General features: G+C 27.9%; 17 protein-coding genes. 4 read left to right on the forward strand and 13 right to left on the reverse strand.

The features are described from left to right. Positions 1 to 22: 22 nt before the first annotated feature. Positions 23 to 1,369, forward strand: a complete 1,347-nt coding sequence (locus O6B72_RS01400) for an anaerobic C4-dicarboxylate transporter (RefSeq protein ID WP_050335974.1) — start codon at positions 23 to 25, stop codon at positions 1,367 to 1,369. 519 nt (positions 1,370 to 1,888) lie between these two features. On the opposite strand, the gene cuyB is transcribed toward O6B72_RS01400, so the two are convergent. Then, a complete protein-coding gene (gene cuyB, locus O6B72_RS01405; RefSeq protein WP_101636730.1) occupies positions 1,889 to 2,569 on the reverse strand; it encodes a cysteate racemase in 681 nt (226 codons plus the stop codon). A gap of 123 nt (positions 2,570 to 2,692) precedes the next feature. Then, positions 2,693 to 4,036 carry a class II 3-deoxy-7-phosphoheptulonate synthase gene (locus O6B72_RS01410; RefSeq protein ID WP_269491993.1) on the reverse strand — a complete coding sequence of 448 codons (1,344 nt, stop codon included), beginning with the start codon at positions 4,034 to 4,036 and terminating at the stop codon, positions 2,693 to 2,695. 122 nt (positions 4,037 to 4,158) lie between these two features. Here O6B72_RS01410 and rarD (O6B72_RS01415) point away from each other — a divergent pair, with 122 nt between their 5' ends. Genes rarD (O6B72_RS01415) through O6B72_RS01425 form a run of 3 tightly spaced genes read left to right on the forward strand, consistent with a single transcriptional unit; the run spans position 4,159 to position 6,315 of the window. Then, positions 4,159 to 5,043 (forward strand): EamA family transporter RarD, encoded by an 885-nt coding sequence (gene rarD / locus O6B72_RS01415; RefSeq protein WP_269491994.1) that lies wholly within the window; start codon positions 4,159 to 4,161, stop codon positions 5,041 to 5,043. Then, complete coding sequence (gene rarD, locus O6B72_RS01420; RefSeq protein WP_269491995.1) at positions 5,040 to 5,894, forward strand: EamA family transporter RarD; 855 nt, start codon at positions 5,040 to 5,042, stop codon at positions 5,892 to 5,894. Before rarD (O6B72_RS01415) ends, rarD (O6B72_RS01420) begins: the two co-directional genes overlap by 4 nt. Next, a complete protein-coding gene (locus O6B72_RS01425; RefSeq protein WP_269487415.1) occupies positions 5,887 to 6,315 on the forward strand; it encodes a hypothetical protein in 429 nt (142 codons plus the stop codon). Before rarD (O6B72_RS01420) ends, O6B72_RS01425 begins: the two co-directional genes overlap by 8 nt. 674 nt (positions 6,316 to 6,989) lie before the next feature. Here the strand turns inward: O6B72_RS01425 and O6B72_RS01430 are convergent. The 11 genes from O6B72_RS01430 to O6B72_RS01480 all read right to left on the reverse strand — a co-directional run bounded on the left by O6B72_RS01430 (position 6,990) and on the right by O6B72_RS01480 (position 15,141). Continuing rightward, a complete protein-coding gene (locus tag O6B72_RS01430; RefSeq protein ID WP_269487414.1) occupies positions 6,990 to 7,796 on the reverse strand; it encodes a hypothetical protein in 807 nt (268 codons plus the stop codon). A gap of 92 nt (positions 7,797 to 7,888) precedes the next feature. Next, positions 7,889 to 9,667 (reverse strand): penicillin-binding protein 2, encoded by a 1,779-nt coding sequence (mrdA, locus tag O6B72_RS01435; protein WP_269491996.1) that lies wholly within the window; start codon positions 9,665 to 9,667, stop codon positions 7,889 to 7,891. Further along, positions 9,664 to 10,170, reverse strand: coding sequence for a hypothetical protein (locus O6B72_RS01440; protein WP_050334948.1), 507 nt, complete (start codon positions 10,168 to 10,170; stop codon positions 9,664 to 9,666). Before O6B72_RS01440 ends, mrdA begins: the two co-directional genes overlap by 4 nt. Further along, positions 10,119 to 10,577: an N-acetyltransferase gene (locus O6B72_RS01445; protein WP_269491997.1), complete on the reverse strand. Its 459-nt coding sequence runs from the start codon at positions 10,575 to 10,577 to the stop codon at positions 10,119 to 10,121. Before O6B72_RS01445 ends, O6B72_RS01440 begins: the two co-directional genes overlap by 52 nt. After that, positions 10,564 to 11,166 carry a ribosome biogenesis GTP-binding protein YihA/YsxC gene (yihA, locus tag O6B72_RS01450; protein WP_258298379.1) on the reverse strand — a complete coding sequence of 201 codons (603 nt, stop codon included), beginning with the start codon at positions 11,164 to 11,166 and terminating at the stop codon, positions 10,564 to 10,566. The genes O6B72_RS01445 and yihA overlap by 14 nt, the downstream gene beginning before the upstream one ends. Continuing rightward, positions 11,163 to 11,648, reverse strand: coding sequence for a lipopolysaccharide transport periplasmic protein LptA (gene lptA / locus O6B72_RS01455; protein ID WP_269491998.1), 486 nt, complete (start codon positions 11,646 to 11,648; stop codon positions 11,163 to 11,165). Before lptA ends, yihA begins: the two co-directional genes overlap by 4 nt. Next, on the reverse strand, positions 11,630 to 12,148 hold the full coding sequence (lptC, locus tag O6B72_RS01460) for an LPS export ABC transporter periplasmic protein LptC (RefSeq protein WP_269491999.1): 519 nt from the start codon (positions 12,146 to 12,148) through the stop codon (positions 11,630 to 11,632). The genes lptA and lptC overlap by 19 nt, the downstream gene beginning before the upstream one ends. Further along, a complete protein-coding gene (locus O6B72_RS01465) occupies positions 12,139 to 12,627 on the reverse strand; it encodes a KdsC family phosphatase (protein WP_050334960.1) in 489 nt (162 codons plus the stop codon). The genes lptC and O6B72_RS01465 overlap by 10 nt, the downstream gene beginning before the upstream one ends. An 11-nt stretch (positions 12,628 to 12,638) precedes the next feature. Next, entirely contained in the window at positions 12,639 to 13,205 is a 567-nt protein-coding gene (gene hisB / locus O6B72_RS01470; protein ID WP_024962803.1) for an imidazoleglycerol-phosphate dehydratase HisB, read from the reverse strand. Positions 13,206 to 13,214: 9 nt separating this feature from the next. Then, complete coding sequence (locus O6B72_RS01475; RefSeq protein WP_269491617.1) at positions 13,215 to 13,958, reverse strand: septal ring lytic transglycosylase RlpA family protein; 744 nt, start codon at positions 13,956 to 13,958, stop codon at positions 13,215 to 13,217. Beyond that, complete coding sequence (locus O6B72_RS01480; RefSeq protein WP_258298376.1) at positions 13,945 to 15,141, reverse strand: lytic transglycosylase domain-containing protein; 1,197 nt, start codon at positions 15,139 to 15,141, stop codon at positions 13,945 to 13,947. The genes O6B72_RS01475 and O6B72_RS01480 overlap by 14 nt, the downstream gene beginning before the upstream one ends. Between the last annotated feature and the right edge of the window lie 4 nt (positions 15,142 to 15,145).

Genomic DNA, 15,145 nt, shown 5'->3' on the forward strand with positions numbered 1-15,145 from the left:
CAAAATTTAAAAAGGGGTTTTTATGGACTTCATGCTTATTTTAGAAATAATCGTTTTACTTGGAGCGATTTTTATAGGTGTCAAATTAGGTGGCATCGGTATAGGCTACGCAGGTGGTCTTGGTGTTATAGTATTAACCATTGGACTTGGTTTAAAGATGGGAAGCATTCCTTGGGATGTTATTTTAATTATCGCTTCTGTTATTTCAGCAATAGGCGCAATGCAAGTTGCAGGTGGACTTGACTATTTAGTTCAAATTGCTGAAAAGATTCTTCGTAAGAATCCAAAGCATATAAATTTCTTGGCTCCTGCAGTTACTTATCTTTTAACTATCTTTGCAGGAACAGGTCATACAGCATTTTCAATGATACCAGTTATTGCAGAAGTTGCAAAAGGACAAAATATTAAACCTTCAGTTCCACTATCAATTGCTGTTGTTTCTTCACAAATAGCAATTACAGCAAGCCCTGTATCTGCAGCTGTTATATTTATGGCTGGCGATATGGCACTTGGTGGACTTGGAGTTAGCTATCCTATACTTCTAGCTATTTGGATTCCAACTACATTTGCAGGTTGTATGGTAACAGCTCTTATAATGAACCTTTTGTGGAAACAAGACTTAGATCAAGATCCTGTTTATCAAGATAGGCTTAAAAGAGGTTTAGTTGCAGCTCCGCAAAAAGACGGTAGCTACAAAGAGCTTCCAAAAGGGGCAAAAACATCTGTTTTAATATTTTTATTAGGAATTATTTTAGTTGTTTTATATGCTTCAGCTATAAGCCCTCAATTTAAATTAATAGAAAATGTTAAACTTCCAAGAGATGGTGCGATAATGAGTATTATGCTAACAATTGGAGCTTTAATAGTTATGATTTGCAAAATTGATGTTGATAAAGTTCCGCTACAAAGCACATTCAGAAGTGGTATGACAGCTTGTATATGCGTTTTAGGTGTTGCTTGGCTTGGAGATACATTTGTATCAAATCACACAGATGAGATTAAAGGCTTAGCAGGAAATTTAGTAAGAGATTATCCTGTTTTACTATCAGTTGCTCTATTTTTTGCAAGTATGCTTCTTTACTCACAAGCTGCAACTGCAAAAGCATTGATTCCTACTGTTATAGCTGCTCTTGGACTAAGCGCAACAAACAATGGAGATGTTTATATTCTAGTTGCTTCATTTGCTGCTGTTTCAGCACTATTTGTTCTACCAACCTACCCTACACTTCTAGGTGCGGTTCAAATGGATGATACAGGAACAACAAGAATTGGAAAATATGTATTTAACCATGCATTCTTCTTGCCTGGTGTTTTGGCTATAGCTTTCTCAGTAGGCTTTGGCTTTATTTTAGCACCAATTCTACTTTAAAACTATTAGTTGGGGTAATCCCAACTAATTTTTATATAACTTATTTAACTTGACTTACGATAATTCTTATTAATACACTAACATTGATTTTTGACACTTGATATGTTTTACTAGTTTTAAATCTAACGGGTATCTTTTTACTGATTTTTTTACAATAAATAACAATGTTGGTTATAAAAAAACTAGCATTTAATTACTTAGTTCATATTTTTCAATGTTTAATTACATTATATAATTTTTTACAATTTAACAGTGTTTAACTCTACACTATAGTATTCCAATATTTTAAAACATAAATTTTTTAGTTATAAAAAAACTATGTTTTGATATTAAATTATATTTTTTTCAAAATATTAATCATAAAAAGCTTTAAATTGTTTGAAATATTTTTCAAATTTGGATAATGAAATTTCTAAATGATATGTACTTGTTTTTATCGGTAAAATACAACTCAAACTCTTTTTTAGAGTTTGAGTTAAATAAAATTCAATATATATTATTAATAATAGTCTTTATTTTTTACGAATTTGCAAATTTAATTATCTCTTTTGCAAGCTCTTCAGTAGCATCTACAAATTTAAATTCATTTGGTACAAATGGTAAAAATAATGGTATCTCAGTGCAAGCAGCTATAAATATATCAGCATCAATCTTGGACATAGTCTCAATAAAAAAATCTTTTTTTTCAGCTATTTTCCCAGCTTTTACACCCTCATAAATACATTTCATAATGTCATTTTCTATCTCTTTACTAAACTCAACACTTTCAAAACCATATTTTTCTAAATTTTTATCATAAATTTTACTTTTTCTTGTAGTTATTGTTCCTACAACAGCCACTTTTTTAGCATTTTTATAATTTTTACTTATATTTTCAACGGTTATATTTGGCATATCTAAAAATTTCATTTTTGTTTCAGTTATAAGTTTTGGTGCAAAATAATGAGCAGTATTACACGCCATGCAAAATGCATCACAACCTGAATTTTCAAGCCTTTTAACACTATCAAGCAAATAAGGAAATGGGTCTTTTCCGTCTCCATAAATATAGTTTGTTCTATCAGGAATTTTTGCATTATTATCGATTGTCAATAAAATATGATCTTGGTCGCATTTTGCAGGAGTTAATTTTACTATTTTCATATAAAGATCTGCACTTGCCATGGATCCCATTCCGCCAATTATTCCAACTCTTTTCATAAATTTTTCCTTTTAATTTTTGTGAATTAAAATTATACTATCAAAATACTTAAAAACATAAAAAACTAACTAAATTTATAAATTTAACTTTAAAAACAAAATCTAACTTAATCAAATTAAAATCTATTTTTTAAACTCTTTTAAAAGATCAGCTACCAAAAAAGCAAGTTCTAAGGATTGATTTGCATTTAGTCTTGGATCGCACTGAGTTTCATATCTTTTAGCTAAGGTTTCTTCTTTTACATTAAAAAATCCACCAGTACATTCAGTTACATCATCACCACTCATTTCAAGATGGATTCCACCAGGATATGTTCCTTCACTTTTATGAATTTCAAAAAAGCTTTTTACCTCTTTAAGTATTTTATCAAAAGCCCTTGTTTTATAATTATTTGTTGTCTTAAAAGTATTTCCATGCATTGGATCACTGCTCCAAAGTACCATTTTTCCCTCACTTTTAACAGCTCTTAGAAGCCTTGGTAAATTGCTATCTATTTTATCAGCGCCCATTCTAACAATTAAATTTAATCTTCCTGCTTCATTATCTGGATTAAGCTTTTCACAAAGTCCTAAAATCTCATCTGGTGTTGCAGTAGGTCCAATTTTTACACCAACTGGATTTTTAACTCCGCTTAAAAAATTTACATGAGCTTCATTAAGTCCTCTAGTTCTCTCACCTATCCAAAGCATATGAGCTGAACAATCATACCAATCACCACTTGTACTATCTATTCTAGTTAATGCCTCTTCATAAGGCAAAAGTAAAGCTTCATGGGAAGTATAAAACCTAGTTTCATTTATAGCTTGAGTTTCTGGGTTTATACCACAAGCTTCCATAAAATCTAGTGCTCTTGTAATTTCATTTACCAAATTTGAAAATTTAGTCTCAATTTCAGCTGCTTTTGCAAAACCCAAATTCCATCTATGAATTTCGTGTAAATTTGCTAGTCCACCTCTAGCAAAAGCTCTAAGTAAGTTTAATGTTGTAGCGCTTTGATAATATGCTTGAATTAGCTTTCCTGGCTTTGGTTCCCTTGCTTCTTTGGTAAATTCTAAATCATTTACAATATCGCCTCTATAGCTTGGAAGCTTTACTCCATTAATCTCTTCAAAATCACTACTTCTTGGTTTTGCAAACTGTCCTGCAATACGCCCTACTTTGACAATTGGAAAACTCCCTGCAAATGTTAAAACAGCCGACATTTGTAAAATTACCTTAAACATATTTTTTATATTATCAGCTCTATAGTTTGCAAAACTCTCAGCACAATCTCCGCCTTGAAGCAAAAAGCTTTTTCCTAAACTAGCACTTGCAAGTTCTTTTTTAAGACTTCTTACCTCTCCTGCAAAAACAAGTGGAGGAAGTGTTGCTAAGCGAATTTCGGTATTTTTAAGTTCATCTAAATTACTATAAATAGGCTGCTGTTTAATAGGTAAACTCCGCCAACTATCTTTATTCCATTTCATATTTTTCCTCACTTAAAATTTATAAATTTATCCATTTTATCTTAAAAACCTAAATTCAAAGTTGATTTTAAAGAAAAAATTATAAAATAATGATAAATTTTAAACTTTATTTCGGAGAGTTAATGAAAACAGAGACTAATATAGGTTTTGTTGCAGGAATTTCTACATTTGTTATGTGGGGTCTTTTTCCTTTATATTTCAAGCTTTTACAAAATGTAAGTGCAGTAGAAATTTTAGCCCATAGAATATTTTGGTCTTTTGTTTTTGTATTTTTTTTTATACTTTTTTCAAAGAAAATTAGCAGTTTAAAAAGATATATATTAAATAAAAAAGTAGTTCTAACACTAACTATTAGTGGAATTTTTGTTAGTCTTAACTGGGGAATTTACATATATGCAGTAAATTCTAATCAAATTTTAGAAGCAAGTTTAGGGTATTTCATCAACCCTTTAATGTATATAATCTTAGGTATGATTTTCTTTAGAGAAATTCCTTCAAATTTAGGAAAAATAGCAATTTTTATAGTATTTTTAGCTATTTTAATACAAGTAATATCTCTTGGAAAGCTTCCTTTTATCTCACTTATTTTACCAACATTATTTGCATTATATGGATTAATCAAAAAAAAATTAAGTATAGGCTCACTTGAGGGACTTTTTATAGAGACATTCTTACTGTCAATTTTAGCATTTTGCTATATTTTAATAATGCAAGATAATGCTACCGGACATTTTGATTTTGGTAAAACTGGGTTTCTTTTAGCACTTTCAGGTTGCGTGACAGTTTTGCCACTCATAACATTTAATATTGCTGCATTGAGATTAAAATTTTCAACCATAGGTTTTTTACAATATATTTCGCCAACAATGACAACAATGCTTGCTATTTTTTTATATAAAGAAGATTTTAGTATCTATAAGCTAATAAGCTTTGCTTTAATTTGGTTAAGTATTGCCCTAATTACAATAGATGGCTATAAAAACAATAAAATATTGGAAGAAAAGTGAAAAATTTAGGTCTTATTTTAGGAGTTGCTTCATTTTTCATGTGGGGAGCTTTTCCTGTTTATTTTAAGTATTTATCAAACATTTCACCATTTGAAATTTTAGCAAATAGAATACTTTGGTCTTTTATATTCGTCTTTTTTGTCCTTTTATTTTGTAAAAAACTAGGAAGCTTAAAAAGATATCTACTTGATAAAAAGCTATTTTTTAAATTAAGTATTTGTGGTATTTTAGTAAGCCTAAATTGGGGAATTTATGTTTATGCAATAACCATAAATAGGGTTTTAGATGCAAGCTTAGGGCAATTTATAAATCCTTTAATGTATATGTTCTTAGGAATTGTCTTTTTTAAAGAAAAGCCATCTAAACTAGAATTTACAGCTATATTTTTGGGGTTTTTAGCCATAATGATACAAGTAATTGAGCTTGGAAGTTTTCCATATATTGCTTGCTTTTTATCACTTAGCTTTACAATTTATGGACTTTTAAAGAAAAAAATGAACATTCCATCACTAGAAGGTCTTTTCATAGAAACATTTGTTGTTGCAATAATTTCTTTTTTTTATATAAGCCTAACTCCTTCAAATTTAAATTTTGATTTAACCGGACTTTTGCTTTTAGGATGTGGTATAGTAACACTAGTTCCTATGATCACATTTAATTATGCAACTCTTCTTTTAAAACTCTCAACTATTGGATTTTTACAATACATAACACCAATTTGTACTGTAATTTTTGGTGTAGTATTATTTAATGAACATTTTAGTATTTATAAATTTATAAGTTTTGGACTTATTTGGATTGCACTAATAATGATAACCTATGATGGATATAAAAGGAGAAAAAATGTTTAATGTTGAGCTTATGCTTGTAGTTGCGTTAGTGGTTGGTTTTATAATATATAAAGAAATTTCAAAAGTAACTTCAAATATAGATATTCACAAACAAAATCCTGATATGAGTAAATATTCTAAATTTTGCGATTTTATAGATGATGAAATAACCTCGGTTAAAAACTCACTTATGCTTGAAAATATAAAATTAAAAAATGAAGGTTTAAAAGATGAATTTCTAGATAAAGTCAGTACTCTTAGTAAGGAACTTGTTTTTTTACAAAATATGAGTTCAAGCAACAAAAATGCAAAAGATTGGGAAAAAAGACTATTTGATTTTTTAAATAAATTTGAGAGTTTAAATGATGAATATTTGCAAAATTCACAAAACTTAAATGATGAAATAAGGGAAAGACTAGCTAATAAATTTAGGAATTTATAAAATTTAAATTAAGATAAATGTGCATATTTAAAATTTAACTGATAAAATCATATTAAAGATGGTACAACTTTTACTCTGAGCTTATGATGTATTTTATCATTTTGGTTGACACTTTAACCTCAAAAATATCTTATTTTTATAATAATCTGTTTTAACTATTTTTGCCAATCCACAAATCCTAAACACATAACTTTATAAAGCCAACTAAATAACACAGAACATCATAAAATGATTAAACAAAACTATGACAAAATCTTTTAAGTGTTTGGCAATATCCTTATTTTTCTCTTCTTTTTTTTAAAATTATATAACTCTTTATTTAATTTTTTTAAATGGTAATAGCAAATATATTGCAAATTTTATTATCATAAATACGATAATTGAACTTAAAACAGTAGGTATATTTTTCAAAATTTCAAATGATTCTTGAATTTTTTCAACTAGATAGTATAAAAATACTATATATATTGGCCACATAATCCAATCATTTAATAGACTATATATAAAATATATAAATTTTAAAATCTCATACTCCGAACCACACTTTTTACAAATTAACTTTAATTTTCCTTCTGAATTACTAGATTCGGTCATCTTATTTATTTTATTTCTGCAAACTTCACATTTTTTATAGAAAAATCCCATTTTATGCCATTTCATATTTGATTATATTTTTATCTGACATGTTTTACCTCTAATAAATTTAATATTTCATAATCATTTATTTTATATGCAAAGTCTATTAAAAAATTGCAATCAAAAATGATATCATTAACATCTTGATATTTTAAAATTATTTTTAAATATTTTAAATATTTATTTTTACAGTTATTATATTTACTTGTTTTTACTATATCTTTTACTTTATCTAAATTTTGATTTTCTAAAAAGTTATTATCTATACATTCTAAAATATCTATATATAAAAATAAAAGAAATCTATTTTGTTCATTCAAAATAACTCCGTTTTCCATAAAAAAAGAAAATATGTCTATATTGCCTAAAAAATATGCACTTTTAAGCACATTATAGTTGCTGTTTTCGATACTAAAGTTATCATTAAAAATTCTAAAATTAAAATTAGAATTTTTAATTTTATTTAATAGTGAAATAGTTTCTGATGGCAATAAATATGCTTCTGGTATGGCTTTATAAATTAATCTTTCTTTTAATTTGTTATTTAAATTTTCAAAGTTATCATATTTATATAGAAAATTTGCCATTAAAACAATGCTATTTTCATTTAAAAACATTGTTTCATAAACATTAGAATTTACTTTTGATGAGATATTTACTAAATTTGGATTTTTATCTAACATTGTCTTTGCTTTTTCATAATCATTGTTTAGAATAGCTTCATTCAAAATACTAACTTGTTTGTTTAAATCTAAATCTTGAGCTCTAACTATTTCTAAATTTAAAACTTCATTTCCAAAACAGAAACCAAACACCAAACACAATATTAAAACTATCTTTTTCACATTTAACCTTTGCTAAAACAATTGATTAATTATACTTCTTAGAATCTAGATTTGAAAAACTATATATTTTAAACAAAAATTAATATTTGCAATTAATTATTTATTGTTATATATCCCATATCTACAAGTTTTTCAAAAATATTTTTTAAAAGAGGACCGCCTGTACTACTTCCACCACCGCCATGCTCAACTAAAATTGTAACTGCGTATTTTGGATTATCAAACGGTGCATAGCCTGTTATCCAAGCGTGTGAACGGTGATAGTATTCCATATCTTTTTCTTTCATTCTTACAATTTCACTTTGAGGAATGCTTACAACTTGTGCAGTTCCGGTTTTTGCAGCTATTTTCACAATACTATCTTTTAAATATTTATAGGCTGTGCCTTTTGGATGATTTGCCACCTCATACATAGCTTTTCTTATATATGGTAAATTTTGTTTTTCAAAATGTGTAAAAATTTCATAAGTGTTAAAACTTACTTCATTATTGTCAATTTTTTTTAAAAAATGAGGTGTTAAACCTTTTCCACTAGCTATCTCAGCTGTATTTTTGGCTATTTGCATTGGAGTTACTAAAAAACTTCCTTGTCCAATTGATGTTATGACAGTTTCACCCATATACCAAGGTTTTGCGTATTTTTCCATTTTCCAAACCCTACTTGGAACAGTTCCTATAAACTCATTTGGAAGATCAACTCCTGTTTTTTTACCAAAACCATGTTTTTCTAAATTTGAAGATAAAAAGTCAATTCCAACTTCTAAACTTCCTTCGTAAAAATAAATATCACAACTTTGTCTTATGGCATCATTTAAATTCATTTTTCCATGACCCCATCTGCTCCAACACCTAAATTTATGATTTCCAAGCTCCATTGTTCCACCACAAAAATAGCTTTTATCTTTGTCAATTTTACCACTATTTAAAAATGCCATTGCAACTGACATTTTCACAACTGAACCTGGTGGATAAAGCCCATTTATAAGCTTATTTGTAAATGGATGATCTAAATTTTCAATTAAATCTATCCAATCTTTTTGGCTAATACCTGTAACAAATGGATTTAAATCATACTCTGGAAAACTTCCTGCTGCAACTATCTCACCATTATTTACATCAATCACAATAGCAGCTCCTGATTTATCAATAAAAAGATCTTCCAAATACTCTTGTAACTTCATATCTATGCTTAGGGTTATATCACTACTTTGTGGTTTTGTATATGAGATTTCTTCAACTACTTTATTTAAAGCGGTAACTTTTGTTAGGCGTTTTCCTTCTTTGCCCTGTAAAATATCATTATAATATCTTTCAACACCACTCTTTCCAGCTATGTTTGTAAGTTTTGATAAAGGATTGGTTTCTAAATCTTTTGAATTTGCTTTTGCCACATATCCAATAACATGAGAAGCCATCGAACTATATGGATAAAAGCGAAGCGAAGCTGGCTCTATACGTAAATTTTTTCTTAAATTTAGTTTTGAAAACAGAGGAGAAATATCCTCATATTCTAAAAAATCAACTATCTTTATAAAATCTTGATTATATGGTGAGTTTTGTTTTTTATATTCATTTTGCATTTTTGTAGAATTTAAATCTACAAATAATTCTTCTATATATTTGGTTTCTTCTTCTAAAATTTCATTTTTTAAGTGAGGTCTTAAAAATAGCGAATACCCAAGGCGATTTATTGCTAATGGATTGTTGTTTACATCAAAAATTTGACCTCTAACTGGTGGTAACTCAGTAGTTTTTATGACATTTTTTGAAGCAATCCTAGCATAATATTCATTTGAACTTAAATAATAAACTCTTAAAATTAACATAAGCCAAAATAAAGCAATAAACAAAATGCTAAATTTAAGTCTCATATAATCCTATCCTTAAACAAAAGGACGCAAACTGCAGACTCAAAAACTGCGTACATTAAATACTCATATGTTAAATTTAGAGTCTGATTTGAATTAAGATATGAAATTAAGTTACTTGCCAAAAAGGTGCTAATATAACCATAAAAAACTAAAAATGTTAAAAATATATTTCTAAGCTTAAAACCTTCAAAACTAAATTTAAACATAAAATAGTAAAAAACACAAAACGAAATTGCTATAGAAAAAAGTTCAAACCCATGAAGCTGTTCAGCAAAAAAAAGAAAAATTATCGTTTGATACCATTTGCTTGTAAAATCTTCATAATTTTTATCTTTTTCATACTTTAAAATAACTGCATACGCAAAAAATAGACCTATAAAAGGTGGCAATGAAGTATAAATAGATGTTAAAATCTCATAAAAAATTAAAAAGACCCAAAAAACTAAGTTTTTTAAAGCGTATTTATCACAGCTATTTCGTTGCATACTGGAAATTGTTTGCATTTAATACAATCTGCCCAAATTTTTTGATCAGGCAACTCCTCTTTTGAAATTTCCACAAAACCTAACTTTTTAAAAAACTTATCCGCATAAGTTAAAGCAAAAACTTTTTTAATATCTTGAAATTTTGCCTCTTCTAATAAAATTTTTACAAGACCACTTCCAATGCCATTTGCTCTTAAATTTTTACTTACAACAAGACTTCTAATTTCAGCTAATTCTATAGAATAAATATATAAAGATGCGTATCCTACAATTTTATTATCTTTTAAAGCCAAAGTGTAAGATCTTATATTTTGAGCAATTTCACTATCACTTCTTGGCAGTATGATACCTTTTTTTACTTCATCAGCAACCATTTCTTGCATAGCTTTAATGTCTTTTAACTTTGCAGTTTTATACTCTACCAAAAACAGCCTTTATAATAAGTTCTCTTGCTTCATCAATGCCTTCATTTTTTAATGTTGATATAAATTTAGCATCTTTATCAAAATTTAAAACTTTTGCTTTTTGACTTTGATTTAATTTATCTGATTTTGTATAAAAATTTATAAGCTTTTGATCACTTCTTAAAAAACTTTTTATATAGAAATCAACATTTTTATCAATTTCCATATCAAACTGCCTACTATCTCTAAGATGGATAAAAAGTCTTATTGAGTTTCTTTTTTTGATAAACTCATCCAAAGCACTTTGCCAAATTTTGTGTGTGCTTTTTGTAACTTTTGCATAACCAAAACCAGGCAAATCTACTAAGATTAAATTATATAAATTTTCATCATCATCTTTAAAATTTGCTTCAAAAAAATTTATAAGCTTAGTTTTTCCTGGAGTGCTGCTACTTTTTGCTAAGTTTTTTTGATTTACCAAAGAGTTTATAAAACTACTTTTTCCAACATTTGATCTACCTAAAAAAGCTATTTCACTTCCTGAGTAAAAATCACTTTTTTCTAAACTAGGAGATGATGTTAAAAACCTAGCATTTAAGACTTTTATCACTTTTTATCCTCAATTTTAAAGATTAATTTTGCAGGTTTTTTATCTAATTTTTTGCTTGTTCTATCACTATTTACTTCATATTTTCCACTTAGTTGATTAATCGTTATAATATCTCCAAAGACCTCTCTTTTTGTTTCAACTTCTTCAATCCAAGCGTTGCCCTTTAAAGTATAAATTTCAGTTTTTGGCTCATAGGTTAAAATATCTCCTTTGCCGTTATAGTGGCTTTCATTAATCAAAATTTTAAATTTGGCATTACCTGTTGCAATATATTTTGTAGGTTGCTTATTTTTATCAAAATAAATTGTAATTTTATCGCTATTCAGAGTATCAAATGAGCCTTTTTTAACTTTTACATTTCCAGTTAAAATACTTTGAAGCTTTATCTCATCAGCAAAAAAATTATCGGCCGTAACCTCAACTTGCTCAGCAAATAAAGGCAAAGACGCAAGTAAAAACACTATTATTCTCTTATAAACCATCCATTAACTCCTGTTGCAAAAGTCTGTTTTGTATTTAGATCATGTTTTAAAGTAAGACCAGTTACATTATTTTCATTTTGCCATAAAATAAAAGGCTTGTTACTTGTAGCAATTTTAGTTTTTGTATTATAAAAAATTTCGTCTGAAATATAGTTCATATCATCACTATTTTTATACTCTGCATTGTCTAAAAATTCTATTATATCGTCTTTATAAATAGCTTTGTTTGAACTTAATGTATGATTTGTATCTTTATTTAAAACAAACCCTTTGAAATTTTCAAACTCATCTTTATCTTTATATTTTGTACCTTTATCGGCTTCATATTTTGCAATTATTTTTTTTTCTGTTACCTCATAGTCAATTATATCAAACATTTCAGTTTGGGCTAAATCTATCTCACTTTTAAAAAAATCACTAAAATAAGGTGTTTGAACTGATAAAATAACCATCATAACACTAAAAATAGCAATACCAAAATAAAAAATTCTTATAGCCATTTTTTAAGCCAAACATCTCTTAGGTTTTCTTTTTTTATAATTATCTCTATCATCTCTCTAACTGCCCCATCGCCACCTTTTTTTGAAAGCATTATATCAGCCTTTACTTCACTAATAGCATTTAATGGCTTAAAGCTCATTTTAACATTATTTAAAAGCTTTATATCATTGTAGTCATCACCTATGGCAGCAGCATTTTCAAAACCCAATCCCTCTTTTTTTAAAATTTCTTCTGCTGTGCTAAGTTTATCTTTAACACCTTGAAAAATATATTTTATTTTTAAATCTTTTGCTCTTTTTTCAACTATTTTTGATGACTTTCCTGTAATTATGGCTGAAATTTTGCCCATTTTATTCCACTGTTCTATACCAAAGCCATCATTTACATTAAATTTTTTTAGCTCATCGCCTAAATTTGTATAGTAAAGTCCACCATCAGTTAAACAGCCATCAACATCTAAAAAAATAATTTCTATCATAAAATGCCTTTTTATAAAACACCTTTTGTACTAGGAATTCCCATTTTTTCATTTTTAGTCAAAGCTCTTCTTAGCGCAACTGCAAAGGCTTTAAAAGTTGCTTCTGCTATATGATGTTTGTTGCTTCCTCTTAATTTTATAAGATGAAGTGTAATACCTGCATTAAAAGCAACAGCTCTAAAAAACTCTTCTATCAACTCAGCATCAAATTCACCTATCAAACCATCTTTTATACTATCATAAACTAAAAAAGCTCTATTTGAGATATCTAAATCACAACTTACTGCGCTCTCATCCATTACAACAACTGAATTTGAATATCTTTCAATATTTTGAACTGGATAAATTTGTTTTTTTAAAGCCATTCCTAAAACTATACCGATATCTTCAACACTATGATGAAAATCGACCTCTATATCGCCATCACACTCTACTTCTAAATCCATCAAAGAGTGTTTTGCAAAAGCTTCAAGCATATGGTTTAAAAAACCTATTTTAGTATTTATTTTGCTTTTTCCAGTTCCATAAATTTCTAATCTAAGCTTTATTTTTGTCTCTTTTGTATTTCGTTCTATCATACTAAACCCCTATTGTCTAACTATAAAAGCGCCATCTAAATGATATGAACTATGAGCAAAATCTCTTGCTTCATCCTCACTTCTAAAACCTGTTAAAAATACCCTATGGAGTCCATCTTTATCAAATTCCTTAATTATAGCCTTATATCCACCTTTTCCATCATACTCTTTTTTGTAAATATTAGCTCCATTTATGTTTCTAAATGCCCCTACTTGAACCATAAAAGTTCCACCTATATAAATTCTTTCGTTTTGCGGAGCTGTTTTACTAATACTATGACCATCGAATCCAACAACCTCTATAACAACAGGAGCAGTTCCGCTAGCAATCACCCCAATATCAGAAGCTGCTTTTTTAGATAAATCAATAATTCTTCCACTTACAAATGGACCTCTATCGTTTATCCTTACAACTGTCCATTTTGAATTATTTAAATTCGTAACTTTTACCATTGTATTCATAGGAAAAGTTTTATGTGCTGCTGTTTGAGCATACATATTGTATCTCTCCCCATTTGAAGTGCTCTTTCCATGAAATTTTGGCCCATACCAACTAGCTAATCCTTTTTGAGTTTCTCCCACTTCAACCTTTTGAGGATAATATGTTTTTCCATTTATTTTATAAGGTCTCATAGTAGCATGGGTGCTTGGTTTTGGTTTAGATACAACCACAGGATATGATGTTTTAGTTGAACACCCTACTATAAAAAAAGCTATAAAAAAAAATGTTAAAATTTTTTTATGGTATAACAATTGTATCTCCTGCTTTAATATTTAAATCTTTTATTTCATTAGCAGCAACTAAAGTAGCTACATCAACATCAAATTTATTTGATATTGCTATTAGTGTATCGCCTTTTTTTATAGTATATTCTTTATTGTCATTAAAAGCGATTATAGATGTTGGAATTTTAAGCTTTTTCCCAATCTCTAATTCATCACCAAGATTGTTTTCTTTTATTAATTCATCAGCTGTAGTGTCCCATTTTTTAGCTATACTTTCTATAGTTTCATCTTTTGCGACTACATGGATATTATACGATGGAGCAAATGTATCTTCCCCTCTTATTATCTGTCCTATATAGTTTAATGCATAAAGATTAAGTTTTTCCTCAGGAATATAAAAATGATACGCATTTTGGTCTTTTGGAGCAACCGAAGTTTTAATGTGAGGATTATACTTTTTCATCTCTTCCACACTTAGACCTATGCTGTTTCCAACGCTTGCCAAACTTGTTCCACCTTGAACTTTTATTTTTTCTACTGAATTTTCTGGCTTTATATCAACAAGCGCGATTCTTGCATCAATATTTTTTGAAATTATTGTGTTTTTAATAATTCTTTTAATGAAATTTTTAGTCTCTCTTGGAGTTTTGTTACTTGTTAAAAGAGTTGAAAAATCATCATTTTTATTATTTCTTATAACTTTTTTTATACAGCCATCGCCACAATTATAAGCCATTAAAGATATATACCACTTATCTTCAAAACACTCATTTAAAAAATCTAAATATTTAAAAGCTGTATCTGTTGATAAGAAAGGATCTCTTCTTTCATCGATTTGAGCATTAACATTAAGACCAAAAGATTTAGCAGTTCGAGGCATAAACTGCCACATTCCACTAGCTTTTTTTGACGAAGTTGCTCTGTTTAAAAATTTTGACTCAACCATAGCAAGATAGAGCAAAAACTCAGGAGCATCAATTTTTTCAAGCTCTTTTTTTACCATATAAACATTATCAGGAGAGCTTTTTATAATTTTTATAAACTCATTTACATCTCTTTCATCTATACTTTTTTCTATATTTAAAACTATTTCTTTATTTTTTTCATTATTTGGGATAGCAAACTCGTTTAAAATCTCATCTATAAGTGTATTTGCTTGTAAAGTAATAGTAAATATAAAAATTGTAAAAATACTAAACAATTTATTCAAATTT

Source organism: Campylobacter ureolyticus (genome assembly GCF_027277485.1).
In the GTDB taxonomy this organism is placed as follows: Bacteria; Campylobacterota; Campylobacteria; order Campylobacterales; family Campylobacteraceae; genus Campylobacter_B; species Campylobacter_B ureolyticus_B.

Bases quoted from the DNA above. Each gene is read 5' to 3' on its own strand.
- O6B72_RS01400 (WP_050335974.1), top strand. From the start codon at position 23: ATGGACTTCATGCTTATTTTAGAAATAATCGTTTTACTTGGAGCGATT.
- cuyB (WP_101636730.1), bottom strand. From the start codon at position 2,569: ATGAAAAGAGTTGGAATAATTGGCGGAATGGGATCCATGGCAAGTGCA.
- O6B72_RS01410 (WP_269491993.1), bottom strand. From the start codon at position 4,036: ATGAAATGGAATAAAGATAGTTGGCGGAGTTTACCTATTAAACAGCAG.
- rarD (WP_269491994.1), top strand. From the start codon at position 4,159: ATGAAAACAGAGACTAATATAGGTTTTGTTGCAGGAATTTCTACATTT.
- O6B72_RS01425 (WP_269487415.1), top strand. From the start codon at position 5,887: ATGTTTAATGTTGAGCTTATGCTTGTAGTTGCGTTAGTGGTTGGTTTT.
- mrdA (WP_269491996.1), bottom strand. From the start codon at position 9,667: ATGAGACTTAAATTTAGCATTTTGTTTATTGCTTTATTTTGGCTTATG.
- O6B72_RS01440 (WP_050334948.1), bottom strand. From the start codon at position 10,170: ATGCAAACAATTTCCAGTATGCAACGAAATAGCTGTGATAAATACGCT.
- lptA (WP_269491998.1), bottom strand. From the start codon at position 11,648: ATGGTTTATAAGAGAATAATAGTGTTTTTACTTGCGTCTTTGCCTTTA.
- lptC (WP_269491999.1), bottom strand. From the start codon at position 12,148: ATGGCTATAAGAATTTTTTATTTTGGTATTGCTATTTTTAGTGTTATG.
- O6B72_RS01465 (WP_050334960.1), bottom strand. From the start codon at position 12,627: ATGATAGAAATTATTTTTTTAGATGTTGATGGCTGTTTAACTGATGGT.
- hisB (WP_024962803.1), bottom strand. From the start codon at position 13,205: ATGATAGAACGAAATACAAAAGAGACAAAAATAAAGCTTAGATTAGAA.